The following is a 17,163-nucleotide window of genomic DNA, read 5'->3' on the forward strand; positions in this document are numbered from 1 at the left end:
CCGTTTTTAAAATTAAATATTGTGGTTACATCGCGAAACTAAAGGTTGCATGGTAGTAGCGACCTACGTTGTCGTAAGATGCTGAACCTGCGCCAGTCCCTGTTGTACCGTACGGGAGATCACGGTCAAATAAGTTATCTACACCAAACTTCAATTTAATGCCATTCTCGAAAGAGTAAGCAATCGAAGCATCTGAGATGAAGTACTTGCCATATGACATGTTGCTACTTGGGTTTGGATTTTTCTCTAGATCTTGTGGCGTATATAGCGATACGCCATCAATAAAGCGAGTTCTCCAATAAACACCCCAGTTATCTTTGCTATAGGTTGCAGTAAAGTTAGCTTGCCATTCGGCCTCACCTGTTGTTCCCGCATACTCATTGCTCGTACCAGGCTCATTTTGGAACGGATATTCGTTGCGTTTAAGCAAGTGAGTCACCACCATGTTAGTGTTGACATCACCATTATATAAATCAAACACATAACCGATATCAAAATCGATACCCGCGGCTTCAAGCTTGGAGATATTTAATGATTGAGATGTCAAACTGGTGATCTCACCAGTGGCTGGATCGCGAGTAATTCGTTGGCAATATATGTTGTCGATACCTGTGGTCGAGTCGAGACATTTATCAATCATGTTTTGTGCACTTACACTTGAAATCGCATCATCAATTTCGATATTCCAGTAATCAGCTGAAATAGACAGACCATATATGAAGTCGGGTTGGTAAATGGCACCGATGGTATAACTTGTTGATGTTTCTTCTTTAAGATCTTCGTTACCACCACTTAGACCTTCGATACTTGCTGAATCATAATCTGAGTTAAAGTCAGCCGGTACACCTAGGGCTGCACAGCTATTTTTGCGAATAGCCGCTTGTTCAGGTGTTAGATCATTCAAGTTATCTAGTTTGCAAGAGTCATCGATATTAAAGAAGTTTTGTCCTAATGCACCAAATAGCTCTCCAATATTCGGTGCACGTATAGCGCGAGAATAGGTACTACGTGCTCGAAGTTCATCATTAAGCTGCCAGCTTAGACCCGCTTTCCAAGTTGTAGCATCGCCTATTGTGCTGTAGTCAGCGTAACGAGCTGCCAGTTCAAGATCAAGTTGCTGAATAGCAGGAAGATCTGCGAGTAAAGGTATATTCACTTCAGCAAACACTTCTTTTACGTCGTATTCGCCGCTGTCCTCTCCTAACACATTGAAGAAAGTACCTTCAGCATTTTTCGGCTCTTTCTGTATGGACTCTTCTTTGCGGTATTCAACGCCTGTCGAGAAGCCGATATCCCCAGCTGGTAACTCATAAAGCATTGAGTTAGTTAGGGTTCCACCTAATACTGTTTGTTTAATGACAGAGGTTCCTGTCGAGACAGTATTCACATAATTTTGAGCTTCTGAAGAAGCATTGCCTGCACCAAAAATATTGAGCGGAACGCATCCGTCAGCACGTGCGCCGGCATCGCGACAAACAGCAACACCATTTTCAATGACGGAATCTAAGGCGTAGGCAAAATTTTTCTTGATCATGTTGTTTTTATTTACACGCTCAAGATCTGTCTGTCCGTAGATAGCAAATGTATCGTATTCCCAGTCATCTGCAATATAACCTTTAAGGCCAAATACGTATCGCTGTGTTTCGCGAGTATCGTCTTCAATACGTTGACCGATACTATCAGTGAACAATCTAACGCCAATAGTATCTGCATTTTGAGCATCCATTAGGTCAGTAACGCTGGAATGTAAAAATGCATTGTCGCGTTTAACCTTTAATGGAGTACCAAAGAAAAAGGCTGGTTGACCATAATCACTCGATTGGCTGTTAACATACTTAGCTTCAAAATAAGCTTTCATGTCGTCATTAATCTGATAGTTGGCCTTGAAATTGATGTTATATCTCTTAAACTCAGGTTGTAAGTCTGTATATTCTCTCAAGTTAAAAGAGTCACAGTCTGCACACTTTACACCGTCAACATTACTACCAGTGTAGACCTCTCGCATTGAACCATCAGGGTTAAATGTTTTCCAGCCATCTAGATTAAATACACCATCTTTATTAATAGCATAATACCCTGCATTAGGCGTTAATATTTTGTCTGGATCATTTGGGTCTATACTACCTGGTTGCTGATCTTGATTACGTAACTCTGTAAATGATACAGCTGTTTGATCTCGATCTAGGCTACGTAAACGATCTTGCCCTGCATATTCAACAGCAAAGGCAACATTACCATTACCATTGTCAAACTCTGTACCGTAAGATAGTGAGAACTTCTCTTTGGAGTGGTTTGAATCATCTGCGAACCCTTTAGTTACAGAAAAGTCTAAGCCTTCAATATCTTCTTTTAGGATAAAGTTAACAACGCCAGTTACAGCATCCGCACCATATATTGCTGAAGCACCACCAGTGATAACCTCTACTCGCTCAACCCAACTACTTGGAATTGTATTAACATCAACTCTCTGTGAGCCTGCAGAACTAGATACATGACGCTTTCCATCCACTAGTACAAGTGTTCTGGCTGTTCCCATATTGCGTAGATCGAGAACGTTTAAACCTGCCGTGCCGATGCTTCTACCTGAATTCGCAAGGGAATAAGTGCTCCCGAGAGCTGGAAGTTGGTTAAGCGCTTCACCAATGTTCGTAGCCCCTGTCGCGAGTAGTTCGGCACCACTGATTACTGTCACAGGAGTGGGAGCTACTGCCCCTTCACGAATAATACGTGAACCTGTGACTTGAATGCGTTCAACTTTGTCTTCATCTGCTGCATAGACCGCTGGTGCACTTAGTGCTGCAGTCGCCGCTCCGCCAATTAATGCAAAACGCACAGCTTTAGCCAATATAGAATTAGGCTGCATTTTGTTTCTCCCTGAGACTTATTATTTTATTGATGTGACTTTTGAATCAGTAAAAACTTTTAAAATATTTACTTATATATAAAAGTCTTTACGTCGCCATCGATATAATCATAGAGAGGTAACAACTGCAACATAGAGGTTACAGGTGAATCTGTGGCTAAAGGGTTTTACTTATTATCTTTTTAATAACAAAGGCGAAACAAATGTGTGTCGCATTAGCTTCGTCTTACGCTACTTTGTTTTATTTTGCAGTGTCATGTTGCATAAAGTGGCTTGTTGTTGCTTTTTTGTTTTTGCTATTGTTTAATTTTGTTTGTATTTTGCTTTTCAAGTGGGGTTGCTATGTTCTATATATGTATCAAATGTTATTTAAATATTTTTTGTAAAATTTGAAAAATATTTAGGAAATGACTTTTATGTGAGCGATATCACTACCTAAATGAATTTTAAAACCCCGTTAAATGTTAAATATATTTTAAATTTTGGCAATTTTAAGTGTGCAGTTAATCGTATTTACCTTCATATTTAATGAGTAATCGGATTCGTTTTTTTATTTTTAGGTTTATTTATAACTTTTGGTGGCATAGTGATTGATGTAACGATAAGCGACATAGATAACCACGAAACTAGCAATTAACAGCTCAATTATAGCGGTTGTTTCAACACTTATTGCCAACTGTGTCACACCATACTTAGCAACTAACCAGTGATAGACTTTGAATAGAGCGGTTGCGCCGATTACCATAGGGAATGTAAATGCGGCGTACCCTGGCGAGAAGGGTAATTTAAAGAGATGGAAAAAAGCTAAATAGACAACACTTGTCATCAGTAGCGCGACACTCAGTAGCAGTGCAATAATCGTGACAGATGGATGTTCAACAATAGTTAGGTAACCTGCCAAACTTAAGCTGGCGGGTGCCGCCAAGATGGCGATTGTTGGTTTTGCTGCATCAGGTATTTGTGGGCAAAATATAAGTCGATAGAGCATCAGCGGCAGCATAATTAAATAGCACCCCATCCCGAACATCAGTGTGGCTGTTGCGACCCAGTGGTACCCATCGTTAGGAAAACTCACTGCCGCGACAATAATGCCAATGGGTGGAACAAACCAGCTAGGCACCATGTGTTCAAGCTTAAAGTCAAATGCTCGGTAATAGACAAACATACTTAAAAACACTAAATGAATGCAAATGGCAATCAGCCATAGGTATTGACCCGCTAAGGGATTTTGGTGCCAAAGTGTGTTGGAGACCACCATTAATGCCATGGCAAACGTTGGAATAACGCTGCCAACAACGGGGTGGGTGAGCTCCTCTTTTAATACTTTAGGGTGTAACAGAAATTTGCATAGCAGTGCTGATAGAAGTGCACTGGCAATTATTGCCCCTGTTGTCTGTCCTAGGCCGTTATATTGTGGAAGTAAACTGTCCCAAGCCCAGCCGAGGCTGGCTATGGCCAATGCGAGACCGCCCATGGGGCTTGGTAAGCGTGACGTACTGTGGTGAAGTGCTTTGATACTATTTATCATGGTAACCCCATTGCTGATTCATTCTTTGCTGCTCATAATAGGGTCTGCTTAATGATAATAAAATTTGATTCTATTTACTTGTCGATTAAGAATTGCTTATGGTTTGAGTTTGCATCGCAATAACGTGTGCCCCAAGCCAATGTTGTCGATGTCTTCATCGACATATAAGCCCGCTTGAGAGATTAGTTTAAGCATCTCTTTTGAGTGGTACATGCGGCTGTTGCCATTTGCGATGGCGGTAAAATAAAGAGACGTTGCGTTAACGCAGTAGGCGCCGGCTTCAAATGGCTGTCTGTCCCAATAAGTTTCTAATATACATAATTCACTGTCTTTACTCATATTGGCAGCGGTGCGCTGTAAAATAGTAAGGATCTGCTCATCAGAGAAGCAATCTAAGAACTGACTCATCCAGTAGAGATCGCCTCCGCCATAAAAAGGGGTGCTGTCATCGAGTAGGTCGCACTCAAACCCCGTGACTCTATCATTGACACCATGAGTTACAGCATTAGCCATAGCGACATTTAACTGGCCAGGGAGGTCCATGATGGTGACCTTTACTTGTGTATCAAATGCCGTGCAGGCAAATGCCCATTTACCGGTATTGCCACCAATGTCGACGATCATCGCTGGCCGGTGTTTAAAAATGAGTGGTAGTAACACCGGAAAGGCATGATCTGAATAATAGTGATCGAATTCAAACCAGCTTTTTTTAGCATTTTCGGGTAGCTCACTTAAGGTGGGATAGATAGTTTGCCAATCCCCAAATACTTTTAGGCCGTTAGGCTTGCCTAATTTTAATGACTCATCTAAATCATAGAGGCCTTGGTAGCAGATATCTTGGACAAAATTTAGGTTGATCTGAGCCATTCTATCATGGAGTAAGAAGTGGCCAATTTTATCAACATGGTAATGCTCATCCTTATGCCAAAGTAGTCCCATGCTTAGACCCATGTCAACCAGCACTCCGATAGCGTATTCGGTCAGCTCACTTTGGGCGGTGATCTGCTGTAAGGTGCAGCCCGTTTTGCCATGGCTGTCGATTATCGCGAGAAGATTAAACTTAAGTAAGCAGCGGGCAACTTGAAAGGTTATTGGTGCAAAGGCAATTTTTTGAGCTTCAAATTTGGCATCAAAAGCGCCAATTTTCTTTGGCGATTGATAAAAAGGCATCGGTACAACTCTTTGATTATAAATAAGGGGCACTGTAGCGCTATCGTCGCTAAGATACATCAGAATATTGGTCATTAAGAGAACTAGCTCTCCTATTGAACACTGCTTTTGTGATGCATCAAACAGTCTTGTTAACGGCTTGAGGCGTTGCGTGGCGATACTGGTGTGGCCGATGGGGCGTTGGTCATGGTGCTCACTAGTCGATATCATCCTTAAGTGTTAATATCCAACTAAAGTGCGGGTTTGAAACGTTTTTATACCTCTGATCGCAAAGGACACATTATGCTTCTTCCTTTAAGTTATGTTGGCCGTACAACACATCGAGTCGATGGTGAGGCGAGGCGAATTGCTATCTTAGAAGCAACGCTTAGACTGATCGTTAAAGAGGGGATTAGAGGCGTTCGTCATCGCGCTGTAGCCAGTGAAGCCGATGTGCCACTTGCTTCAACCACCTATTATTTTAAAGATATTAAAGATCTGATTAACGATGCATTGACCTATTTTGCCGAGAAAACTTTGTGGATGAACAATGCGTTAGAGGAGAAGAGTTTTCAGCTTCTGCAAGCCTTAGCTGATAGTGAACAACCGATTGGATCACAAGCGTTTGCCGCTAACTTAGCGCAGTTTTTGTGTGATCACGTTGAAGAGCAAGTGAGTCATCGAGATGATAGGGTGCTTGAGTTCGCATTTCATGAAGAGGCGCTACGTAATCCTGAATTAGCCAAAGCTATCCGCGCATTAGATGATGGCTTTATCGCAACGATTGAGAATTTCTTTATTCAGCTAGGGCGAGATTCTGCTATGTCAGACGCCCATCAGTTGTTAGCGGTGATTCGCTGGGTTGAATATCAAAGTGTAGTGAAAGGTGAGTTTAACCGAGCAAAGGTTGACGGGATCATCGGTGCGACGATACAGAATATTTTGAAATGAAGCGATTTAGTTTAAACATAAAAAAGCCCTGATTATCAGGGCTTTTTTTTATGAAGCATTTATGTTTTCAGTACGTTATTGTACGTTTTCCGCGTCGCCAAATTGACCTTGGAATAATACAGACGATAGGTAACGTTCGGCAGCGGAAGGCAGAATGACAACGATATTCTTATCGGCAAATTCTGGCAATGCTGCGATGCGATTAGCAGCAACAACCGCTGCACCAGATGAGATACCGACTAGGATACCTTCTTCTTTCATTAGACGCTGCGCCATCTCGATAGCATCTTCGTTAGTCACGGCTTCAACACGGTCAATGACTTCTAAGTCAAGGTTACCAGGAATGAAACCAGCACCAATACCTTGAATTTTATGCGGACCAGGCTGAACAGGTTGCCCTGCAAGAGTTTGTGCAATCACTGGTGAATCTACAGGTTCTACAGCGACAGAAGTAATCGCTTTGCCTTGTACATTCTTAATGTAACGGCTGATACCTGTAATGGTACCACCAGTTCCCACGCCAGCCACGACCACATCGACTTCACCGTCAGTATCATTCCAAATTTCTGGACCTGTGGTTTTTTCATGGATCTCAGGGTTTGCTGGGTTATCGAACTGGCCTAAAATTAGGTACTTTTCAGGTGCTGACTGGCGTAGTTCTTCAGCCTTATCAATAGCCCCTTTCATCCCTTTTGCGCCTTCTGTCAGCACTAAGTTTGCGCCCAAAGCTTTAAGCAGCTTACGGCGTTCTAGGCTCATAGTATTAGGCATAGTTAGGGTGAGCTTGTAACCACGTGCCGCGGCAACGTAGGCTAGTGCAATACCAGTGTTACCTGAAGTTGGTTCAATAAGCTCTATATCTTGAGTGAGTAAACCTTTCTTTTCGGCATCCCATATCATATTGGCACCAATACGACACTTTACGCTGAAACTTGGGTTACGCGCTTCAACTTTTGCTAGTACTTTGCCATGACTAACACGGTTTAAACGAACCAAAGGGGTATTGCCAATTGTATGTGAATTGTCTTCGAAAATTTTACTCATGGATAGCGTGCTCCTTTATTTATACTGCTAAATCATAGTGCGGTTTCGCTGCTTTAGAAATGATAGTTTCATCTTCGTTATTCCATTTAGTTATTAAAGGGTAACTTTCTATCATCATTGTATCGCTATAAAGCCTAGTCTAAAGCGGATCTGCTTGATAGATTAGTGTTTTAAAATGAATTTACCGTGATTTCGCGGTCATTTTACTCTCTTCATCATGGAGTCGATGTGTGAACCAAGTCAAAGATCCCAAAACCATGGTCACGCCTTTTGCATTTAGTATTGCGCCCAGTGTCCTCTATACGCCGCTAGCATCACCCACAAAAAGGGGGTTAGCTATGTTGGTTGATGCACTATTAATTGCAGTATTGGCTGAACAGGCGGGGGGATTGTTTATTCTGCTTGTGGGGCTTACCTTGCTCATTGAGCGTAAAAGTCACCAAATTGGCCGAGTGTTAAAATGGTTCCTCTATTTTTCTATGCTTATCATGACTATCTATGTCACGAGCGACAACATCATTGACTATAATCGGAGTGCATCACTGGATAATGAAACCTCATCATCAGTAAAAAAAGGGGAAGACACCTCGGAAGTACTGGCGATGTTGCCAAGTATATTGGCAATAAGTTTTTGTGAGGAGTTTAGCTGTAAAGAGCAGAAGCTAATGGTGCTAGTTGATAAGCTTAATCTTGCTTCAATCAGCATGGCTGAGAAGCGCGAGATACTCACTGGTGTTGTGACGGATCTGAGCCTTACCGCGGATGAGCGCCTGCGTTTGATGGCGATTGTTGATGAAGCATTGGGCCCCGTTGCAGTAACGCCAGTCAATGAACCATCCGTTGACGCGACTCAAGATATTAATGATGACAACGCAATAGTTGATACTGCTGATAAGCTAACTTCGGCAGCGGCGCAGTCAACCGAGAGCGATATAGGTGAAAAGGCGATTGCAGAAGAGGAGAGGCTTGATAATAGCGCACCTAAATACAGTTTACTGGAGTGGGCTAAAGGGATCCTTAACGATTTAGGCTTGGGTTTTGGTTGGGCCGCATTTTATTTTACCGTGTTTACCGCGTGGTTCGATGGTCAAACATTAGGCAAAAAATTGTTGAATATTCGGGTAATCCAGTTAGACGCCTCAACAATCTCCTTGTGGGATGCATTTGGGCGGTACGGGGGTTACGGTGCAGGATTTGCTACCGGGTTATTGGGTTTTATCCAGATTTATTGGGACGCCAATCGACAAGCGATACAGGATAAAATATCGGCAACGGTTGTGATTGATCTGTCAAAGCCAAAGCAGTCTCCTGACGATATTTCCACCAATGTCCAAGTAGGTGAGAGTTAAAAAACAAAAAAGGGTTAGGGCACATGTGATCTTTGCCTGTACGCTTATCAATAATAATAGTGCTAAAAGTTGAGACATTAAGGAGAGTCGAGTGCGGATATTAGTGGTAGAGGACAGCAAAGTTGTTTCTCGTATATTGCAGCACTTAATTGCTCAGGAGTTAGGCTGTGAAGTTGACTTTGCTGAGGATTTTACCTGTGCCAAGAAACTGCTTGCCTCGCACGATTATTTCGTAGCCATCACGGACTTGAACCTACCAGATGCGCAAGAAGGGGAGATTGTTAAACAAGTTTTAGCGCAACAGATCCCCTGTATCGTGCTAACGGGCAGTCTAGATAGCAAGCAGCGCCAACGATTGCTGCAGTTGGGGATTGTTGACTACATCCTCAAGGAGAACCGTTTTAGTTATGAATATGCGGTGCGGCTAGTTAAACGCCTACAACGCAATAAACATGTCAAAGTGCTGGTGGCCGATGACTCTGTTGTGAGTCGTAAGTTTGTTCGCAGCTTATTGGAGCAACATTTATATCAGGTGATTGAGGCCGATGATGGCTTATCAGCTTTAGACGTTCTCAATACTCAAGAGGATATTCAATTACTGATCACCGATTACAACATGCCGGGATTAGATGGCTTTGGATTGATTTTAAAAGTCAGAGAGCGTTTTACCCGTGAAGAGATGGCAATTATTGGTCTTTCTAGTGATGATGACCAAAGCCTTTCGGCACGCTTTATTAAAAATGGTGCCAATGACTTTTTAAAGAAACCTTTTGTGCATGAAGAGTTTCATTGCCGCGTATTAAACACGTTAGACGCTCTCGATATGGTGAGAAGATTATGGGAGCAGGCGAACCTTGATTACCTTACTGAAGTCTATAATCGCCGTTACTTTTTCTCACGCTTTGAGCCTCAGTTGATTACGCTAAACCAAAAACAAACCGCTTTTTCTGTGGGGTTGTTAGATATCGATTTTTTTAAGAAGGTCAACGATACCTATGGACATGATATCGGTGATGAAGTCCTGATTGAGTTTGCTCAGCGCCTTAAGCAGTTTTTTGGGCAGCACTTTGTGGTAGCACGATTTGGTGGCGAGGAGTTTGTGGTGGCTTTTAAAGGGTTAAATGGCAGCAAAGCCTTTACTTTACTTGATAAATTTAGAGCCAATTTGGCTGCTAGCCCAATCAAAACCTCCGATGGAGAGCTAAATATCACGACTAGTATCGGAGTGGCTAGCTTAACCGATGACAGCCTCGACAACTTAATTCAAAGGGCCGATAAAGCCCTTTACGATGCCAAAGAATCTGGGCGCAACCTGGTCTGTATTGATAGTTAACCCCCATCGTTATACTGACTGGTATAACGGTTACAGCAACCAAGCATAACTGACTTTCATAAAATAGGTTTGCTCATCGCGTGTGAGCGAATCTATCTCGTCATTACGGCGCATGCCATCTGAGTAGCCCAAATAAAAAACACTTTGCGGGTTGAGCTTATAGCCATAGAGTACCTCATTACCTAGCTGCGCATACTCAGCTTGAGGATCAGTGTAAAGGTACATAGATGGATCGCGTTGGATATCGGTATAGATACTCGATACGCGGATAAATTGATTTATCGTCATGTACCAATTTAGACGAATGTCGGTCAAGTTGGCGCTAAACAGTTCACGGCCTTGAATATCTAAAGAGCGATAAATATGTGACACGTCTAACGACATTGAGTCTGTCATCTTCCACACCAACCCAGGATTGAGCATCAGCTCTGTGCCTAATCTGTCATTGGCGAAATCGATGGCGTCGCCATAATTGATATCTAACTCCAGCTTTAACGCGCTCACAGGGGTGATATTGCTATAAAACCAGCCCATTTTTTCGTTAAATAGCTGAGTATTATCATCGATAGCGAGACTAGCGCCATTGTGTCGTCGGCCAACTCTATCACGCTGTACATAACCAAAGGCGGTGTAACTTTGCATTGCCCCTTCCATTTCTATTTTTGCTTCCGCTTCCCGCTCTAACAGTTCACCGGCTTGATTATGGGTAATGTCCCAATCGCCACGAAGGGACACAAAAGAGAGGAGGTTTGAGTTGGGGTACCAATTATAGCCGCCGCCAATGACGGTTTTTGTCATGTCGACTTTATCGATGAAACCGAGATCAGCCCGAAAATCATCGCCCACAGACTCATACTGACCAAAGGCATACCAATTTCTGCGCTTATGCTCATATTTTATTTTGTAGTAGCTGTCGTTGATATTGTCGTCTATTTGGGTGCGTAACACTCGCTCATTAATACCGCAGTTGCCTAAGTCGCAATTGATGCGTGGCTCACAGTCATCGCTACTGCAAAATGAGCGGTAGAGTGTGTCAGGGTATAGCGTGTCAGAATATGCATACTGGGCTGTCAGTGTATCTTGTTCCGAAGGCTGATACTTCACATCGCTGCTGGCCACGTAGTTATGGTAATCATCACTGGTTTTGGCTGTAACAATAGTGCCAACAGAGAGTGCATCGCTGAGATCGGCTCGATAGCGGCCCACCAAGTTATAGCTGGTACTGTCGAGGGTGGCAATGTCTGAACTCAAATTACCCGGCACCAAAAAGTTGGTGTGAGTGTCATTGGTTGCCATGAAACCAAGGGTGTGGTTGCCCACTTTACTGGTGAGCTTTAGGCCATAGTCGGGAGAGACAATATTTCGGGTATGTACCAGTGACATTTGCGAGTCAAAGTAGTCTTTGTTGTCGAGAAAAAAGGCTCGTTTTTCGGGAAAGAACAACGCAAAAGTGCTATTGATGTCCAACTGACCAGCGTCGGCTTCCACCTGGGAAAAGTCGGGGTTGATGGTGGCATTAAGTAAAGTACTCGGAGTGATGCCCCATCGAATGTCGAGTCCGGGTTCAATACTGTTATCATTGTTCCAATCGCCAACGGGATTGATGTCGCGGCTACCAGAGCGGTTTAAGACTAACGCCGGAGTCAATTGTAAATCGTTACCCGACTGTGCGTCGTTGAGGCCTGTAGCAATGCCCATTTGGCAAAGCTGACAACTATTATTGCGGTCAATGCTGTGGGTTGATAGCCGGTGCTGCTGGTTTCTTGGGTAAAACCTTACTAGCTCAATACCCCACGTCTGTATCTCTTGTTGACTGTCAAAATTGAGCATCCGCAGGGGCAACTCTATCTCAACCTGATAACCTTTAGCGGTTTTCCTGCCTGCGCTATACCAAATGCCATCCCAAGCATCACTTTCCTGTCCGGTCAGTTCATTCTCTATAGAATCCATCTGCACGCCATAGGGATTAATGAAAAACTGGTAGGCTAAACGAGCATCATTAAAGGTATCCAGTTTAATGCCCACGAGATCATCTCCCCACACACCGTCACGATCGGCGAGGTTGGCGCGCACCTTGTCACTGGTTTGGCTGGAGTCTGGATCGAACGCATAAAATGCTACAAAAAGACTGGTTTTAGTGGCAAACACTTTCGCTTCTGTTTTGACGGGGGCCGGTGTGTTTTCGCCCGGATTGGTTTCAAACGTCAATTGAGTTGTTGCGGCTTGTTGCCATACCGCATCGTCTAAGTCTCCGTCGATGATAGCGGGTGTATCCAGCGTTGGAATAACCAATTGGAATTGTTCGGCACTGCCCGATAGCGCAGCTGTAGATAGCGTTAGGCAGCATAATGCAAACCAAGCCAGCAGTAGTTGTCGTTTCATAGGTTATTAGAATTATCTGGGTGCGGGTTGTTATGTTTGTGTGGCGCTATTGTGACAGAAAACAGCGCCTTAATTGATGGCTAATTGTTACAAAAGGTGTAAATTTGTGGCTTTTTTCAGTGGTAAAACCAGTGTCACCAGCCCGCTAGTTTGGATGATGACACGTGTTTGTTGTGATTAGTCAGGCGCTATCTGATCGTTTTTATAAGCAACGCGATATTTATCTACCCACATTGAGGTGGCGCCACATATGGCGACTGGCATCACGATAAAATTCACAATAGGAATCATTGAAAACAGGGTAACCGCTGCGCCGAAACTAAAGCTGGTGCCTTTCGTTTGCTTTAGGGCAAACTTCATATCAGGGAAGGGCACCTTATGATTATCAAAGGGGTAATCACAATATTGAATCGCCATCATCCAAGCACTAAAGAGGAACCACAGCACGGGGGCAGCCGTTTGACCGATAAAAGGGATCCAAAATAGAATGAGGAATAGAATGGCGCGCGGCAGATAGTATTTTAGTTTTATCCACTCTCGTCCCAAAATTCGTGGTAGATCTTTCACTAAGTCAACAGTGGTGCCGGTATTGAGGTCTTTGCCTGTTAAATACTGTTCCACTTTCTCAGCCAATAACCCGTTAAACGGGGCGGCTATCCAGTTCATGACGGAACTAAAAATAAACGATAGCACCACCAGTAACGTCAGCACGGCAATGGGCCATAACAGGAAGTTGAGCCAACTTAGGTAGTCGGGTAACTGCCCACTTAGCCAAGCAAACACCTCCTCAAGTTGGCCAATAGCAAAATAGATGACCGCAGAAAACAGCAGTAAGTTAATGGATAGCGGCACAAATACAAACCGCCTAAGGCCTGGTTGCTTAATCAGACTAAATCCGTCCAGAAAATAGTTAACCCCGCTTTTGGGCAAAGATCGCGCTTTTTGATTCATAATGTTATGAGTGTCACGTTAAACCTAATATGCACCGATTGTGTGTCAGCAGTTACATAAAAACAAGCGTAAAATGGCCGTTAGCGCGATAAAAACGTTACAAAATGCAGCGTGCTTTGTTAAAGTGACAACCAATAATAACAGGGAAGATTCTATTCCTCCTTATCAAGACGACCTGACTAGCACCATGAGACTCAAACAGATAAAACTTGCTGGATTTAAGTCGTTTGTCGATGTTACTAAAATCCCCTTTAATCAACCCTTGACCGCCATTATTGGTCCAAATGGCTGTGGTAAATCCAATGTGATTGACGCGGTGCGCTGGGTGCTGGGTGAAAGTTCAGCTAAACATCTGCGTGGCGACTCCATGGCCGATGTGATTTTTAACGGCTCATCGGCGCGCAGACCTGTGTCCGTCGCCAGTGTTGAACTGTCGTTTGACAATCAAGATGGGCGTTTAGCGGGCCAATATGCCAGTTATCAAGAGATCGCGGTTAAACGTCAGGTCAGTCGCGACGGCGATTCAAGTTATTTTCTCAATGGACAAAAATGCCGACGCAAAGATATTACCGATCTGTTTATGGGCACAGGCCTAGGGCCGCGTAGCTACGCGATTATTGAGCAGGGCACCATCTCCCGTCTTATTGAGTCAAAGCCACAAGAGTTAAGGGTTTTCATTGAAGAAGCGGCGGGGATCTCCCGTTATAAAGAGCGCCGTCGTGAGACCGAGAACCGTATTCGTCATACGCGCGAGAATCTCGAGCGACTAGGAGATATACGTCAAGAGTTAGGGCGGCAGATCGATAAACTCGCGCAACAAGCCGAGTCGGCAAAACAGTACCGTGCACTAAAAGAGACAGAGCGTAGCCAAGAGGCGCAACTCTTGGTATCACGGCTGTTAGAACTGCAAGCACAAACCGAAAAACTGACCCAAGAAGTTAATCAAAGTGAGCTAAATAAGAGTGAATTCGATGCGGCGAGCCAAGCGTTACAGCTCGAGGTTACTCGCTTAAAAGTGGCACTCGATGAACTTGATCAACAAGAGCATGGTCAAGTCGAAGCGTTTTACCTCAGTGGCACCCATATCGCAAAATTGGAGCAATCACTAAAACACCGTCAGCAACAAGATGCCCATCTCAACGAGCGAGTCACCCAGTTGGATGACAAGCTAACCCTCAAACAGGGGCATCTGCATGGGTTGACGTTAAGTCACGACACGCTTAGTCAGCAACATCTTGCGGCGGTCAGTGCACATCAAGAGACCGAGCAAGCGCTGGTTCTTATTGAGGAGCAAATTGGCGAAGCCGAATATGGATTTGAAGCTGTCAATGAACAGCATCAACAACTTCAGCAACAGGTCAGTCAGCACACTTTAGCGTTTCAAGTTTCTCAATCTGAACGTAGCCATTTGCAATCCGCTTTGGCTCAGAAACAGCAACGCCGAGAAGCGCTTGGAGAACAGTTGGCTAAACTGGCCCAAGACAATAGTGAGCAAACGCTGGTCTTGCAACAGGCTCAGGTGCAAACCCTTAGCGAAGAAGAGGTTAAGTTAAGTGCAAATCATCAAGTAGAAACTCAACAGCTTAATGAATTAGAACAACAAAGTAAGCGCCTGACGGAACAAGCGGATGCGCTAAGCCAGTCATTGGCGGAGGAGCGTGGGCGCCTTAATGTGGTTGAGCGCCTATTGCCGGAGCAAGATCAAACTGATGGCCAAGCATTGTGGCAACTGCTTGATGTGACACCCGGCTGGGAAAAAGCCATTGAAGTTATTTTTGACAATCTGCTCACCCAGAAAGTCGATAATACACAAAATACCACAGGCTTTGCGCTCACAGCACCCCAGCAATGGCAGGGACTTAGTGCACCCGTTAACCTTGCGCCTTGGTTGACCGATTTACGTTGGGCCGCAGACATTACCGCTGCAAAAGAGCTGCTGGTCACACTTGCACCGTATGAGCGTATTGTTACCGCCGATGGCTATCTGTTGGGACAAGGTTTTTTGTTGCAAAAAAGCGATGATACCAGCCCGTTATTGCAACTTAAAATTGAGAAAGAAGCATTACAAGCTAGTATCACACAAAGCCTTGATTTACTTGAAATGGTCAAAAGTGATGCAGAGGAAAGTCATCGACAACGGCTTGCAATGCGCGCCCAAGGGCAGCAAACCTTATCACAGCTGCAAGGTGTACAGTTGAATCTTGCTCGTTTAAAAGCTGAGGTCAGTGCAACGCAGGCGCGTATCGCTCATCAGCAAGAGCAAGTGCAAAGCCTCAACGCGCAAAGAGATGAACTTGCTGGCACCCAAGAAACAGAGCAACAGCAGCTGGATGCATTGAATCAACGTTTAGCTGAAGATAAACAGCAGCAAGAGTTATTAGTCCAACAAAGTGCAGCTGTTAAGGCGCAACTGGCAGAGCATAGTGAGCAGATCAAACGATTAAAGCTGCAAGGCGCTGGTTTAGTCACTCAGTTACGGCAGCAACAAGCACTTGTGCAAGCCGCCAATACAGAATTGGCGCTAAATCAGCAACAACGCGCGCAAGATACTGCGCAGATAGCGGAGCTTGAAGAGAGCTTATCGCAATTGCGTCAGCAACTGGAAGGGAGCGAGCATGCCGCCCAAGATGCCAGCGTACGCCAGATGCAACAAGAGTTGGCCGAAGCGCTGACACAACAACAGCAAAAACAGATGGCATTGGATGCATTGCGAGTGGAGCAAGCTAGGCTGCAAAGTGAGCTTGATGAGCTAGGAAAGAAGCAAAAACAACAGCTTGGTAAGATAGAACACTTGACTCAAACTATCAGCACGTTAAAGTTACGTCGCGAAGGTTATAAGGGCCAGATAGATAGCCAACAGCAGTTGCTCAAAGGCCATGAGATTGAAGTGGAAGCTGTTGCGTCGCAACTTGACAATACGCTCTCGCCAGTGCAAAGACAGAAAGCGTTAGATCGTACCCGGGCGCTCATTGAACATTTGGGGGCCATTAATCTGGCAGCGATTGAAGAGTATGAGCAACAAAGTGAGCGCAAACAGTATCTGGACAATCAAGATGCGGATCTAAATAAAGCGCTCACCAGTTTAGAAGAAGCTATCCGTAAGATAGATAAAGAGACAAAAACACGTTTTAAAGAGACCTTTGATAAAGTTAATCAAGATTTAGGTGTGCTATTCCCCAAAGTGTTTGGCGGCGGCAGCGCGCAACTGGCGTTGACTGATGATGACTTACTTGAAACCGGTGTGACCATTATGGCCAGACCGCCAGGGAAAAAGAATAGTACAATTCACCTGCTTTCTGGTGGAGAAAAAGCGCTAACCGCTTTATCATTGGTCTTTGCAATTTTTAGGCTCAATCCAGCGCCATTTTGTATGTTGGATGAGGTCGATGCACCGCTAGATGATGCCAATGTCGACAGATTCTGTCGCCTGGTAAAAGAGATGTCTCAAAGCGTGCAATTTGTTTATATTAGTCACAATAAGATCACCATGGAATTGGCCGATCAACTAATAGGTGTCACTATGCATGAACCTGGAGTTTCACGCATAGTTGCCGTCGATATTGATGAGGCGGTGGCATTAGCCGACGCAGTATAATTATGGGAAAAGCAGGGT

At 44.2% G+C, this 17,163-nt stretch carries 10 protein-coding genes; 4 read left to right on the plus strand and 6 right to left on the minus strand.

The window, feature by feature from the left end:
* Window positions 1–25: 25 nt before the first annotated feature.
* From BEL05_RS03445 to BEL05_RS03455, 3 genes are all read right to left on the minus strand, one after another.
* A complete protein-coding gene (locus BEL05_RS03445; RefSeq protein WP_069670279.1) occupies window positions 26–2,863 on the minus strand; it encodes a TonB-dependent receptor plug domain-containing protein in 2,838 nt (945 codons plus the stop codon).
* 562 nt (window positions 2,864–3,425) lie between these two features.
* Window positions 3,426–4,391, minus strand: a complete 966-nt coding sequence (locus BEL05_RS03450; protein ID WP_069670280.1) for a TDT family transporter — start codon at window positions 4,389–4,391, stop codon at window positions 3,426–3,428.
* 96 nt (window positions 4,392–4,487) lie between these two features.
* Window positions 4,488–5,561 carry a methyltransferase gene (locus BEL05_RS03455; protein WP_069670307.1) on the minus strand — a complete coding sequence of 358 codons (1,074 nt, stop codon included), beginning with the start codon at window positions 5,559–5,561 and terminating at the stop codon, window positions 4,488–4,490.
* A gap of 282 nt (window positions 5,562–5,843) precedes the next feature.
* Between BEL05_RS03455 and BEL05_RS03460 the strand changes: the two genes are divergently transcribed.
* Window positions 5,844–6,491 carry a TetR/AcrR family transcriptional regulator gene (locus BEL05_RS03460; RefSeq protein WP_028765419.1) on the plus strand — a complete coding sequence of 216 codons (648 nt, stop codon included), beginning with the start codon at window positions 5,844–5,846 and terminating at the stop codon, window positions 6,489–6,491.
* A 75-nt stretch (window positions 6,492–6,566) separates the two neighbouring features.
* Here BEL05_RS03460 and cysK read toward each other — a convergent pair whose 3' ends face one another.
* Window positions 6,567–7,535, minus strand: a complete 969-nt coding sequence (cysK, locus tag BEL05_RS03465; protein WP_069670281.1) for a cysteine synthase A — start codon at window positions 7,533–7,535, stop codon at window positions 6,567–6,569.
* 257 nt (window positions 7,536–7,792) lie between these two features.
* Here cysK and BEL05_RS03470 point away from each other — a divergent pair, with 257 nt between their 5' ends.
* Together BEL05_RS03470 and BEL05_RS03475 are read left to right on the plus strand one after the other, a co-directional pair.
* Window positions 7,793–8,884, plus strand: a complete 1,092-nt coding sequence (locus BEL05_RS03470; RefSeq protein WP_069670308.1) for an RDD family protein — start codon at window positions 7,793–7,795, stop codon at window positions 8,882–8,884.
* 91 nt (window positions 8,885–8,975) lie between these two features.
* The gene (locus tag BEL05_RS03475) at window positions 8,976–10,217 is read left to right on the plus strand and encodes a diguanylate cyclase (protein WP_069670282.1); all 1,242 of its coding nucleotides are present in this window, start codon (window positions 8,976–8,978) and stop codon (window positions 10,215–10,217) included.
* A 30-nt stretch (window positions 10,218–10,247) separates the two neighbouring features.
* Here the strand turns inward: BEL05_RS03475 and BEL05_RS03480 are convergent, their stop codons facing one another.
* Complete coding sequence (locus BEL05_RS03480) at window positions 10,248–12,599, minus strand: carbohydrate binding family 9 domain-containing protein (RefSeq protein WP_069670283.1); 2,352 nt, start codon at window positions 12,597–12,599, stop codon at window positions 10,248–10,250.
* Window positions 12,600–12,776: 177 nt separating this feature from the next.
* The gene (gene cysZ, locus BEL05_RS03485; RefSeq protein WP_028765414.1) at window positions 12,777–13,550 is read right to left on the minus strand and encodes a sulfate transporter CysZ; all 774 of its coding nucleotides are present in this window, start codon (window positions 13,548–13,550) and stop codon (window positions 12,777–12,779) included.
* A 187-nt stretch (window positions 13,551–13,737) separates the two neighbouring features.
* On the opposite strand from cysZ, the gene BEL05_RS03490 reads away from it, so the two are divergent.
* A complete protein-coding gene (locus BEL05_RS03490) occupies window positions 13,738–17,145 on the plus strand; it encodes a chromosome segregation protein SMC (RefSeq protein ID WP_069670309.1) in 3,408 nt (1,135 codons plus the stop codon).
* Window positions 17,146–17,163: the final 18 nt, after the last annotated feature.

Source organism: Shewanella colwelliana (assembly GCF_001735525.1).
In the GTDB taxonomy this organism is placed as follows: Bacteria; Pseudomonadota; Gammaproteobacteria; order Enterobacterales; family Shewanellaceae; genus Shewanella; species Shewanella colwelliana.

Excerpts from the sequence above, each read along its gene's own strand:
- BEL05_RS03445 (WP_069670279.1), bottom strand. The coding sequence starts at position 2,863 with ATGCAGCCTAATTCTATATTGGCTAAAGCTGTGCGTTTTGCATTAATT.
- BEL05_RS03450 (WP_069670280.1), bottom strand. The coding sequence starts at position 4,391 with ATGATAAATAGTATCAAAGCACTTCACCACAGTACGTCACGCTTACCA.
- BEL05_RS03455 (WP_069670307.1), bottom strand. The coding sequence starts at position 5,561 with ATGCCTTTTTATCAATCGCCAAAGAAAATTGGCGCTTTTGATGCCAAA.
- BEL05_RS03460 (WP_028765419.1), top strand. The coding sequence starts at position 5,844 with ATGCTTCTTCCTTTAAGTTATGTTGGCCGTACAACACATCGAGTCGAT.
- cysK (WP_069670281.1), bottom strand. The coding sequence starts at position 7,535 with ATGAGTAAAATTTTCGAAGACAATTCACATACAATTGGCAATACCCCT.
- BEL05_RS03470 (WP_069670308.1), top strand. The coding sequence starts at position 7,793 with ATGGTCACGCCTTTTGCATTTAGTATTGCGCCCAGTGTCCTCTATACG.
- BEL05_RS03480 (WP_069670283.1), bottom strand. The coding sequence starts at position 12,599 with ATGAAACGACAACTACTGCTGGCTTGGTTTGCATTATGCTGCCTAACG.
- cysZ (WP_028765414.1), bottom strand. The coding sequence starts at position 13,550 with ATGAATCAAAAAGCGCGATCTTTGCCCAAAAGCGGGGTTAACTATTTT.
- BEL05_RS03490 (WP_069670309.1), top strand. The coding sequence starts at position 13,738 with ATGAGACTCAAACAGATAAAACTTGCTGGATTTAAGTCGTTTGTCGAT.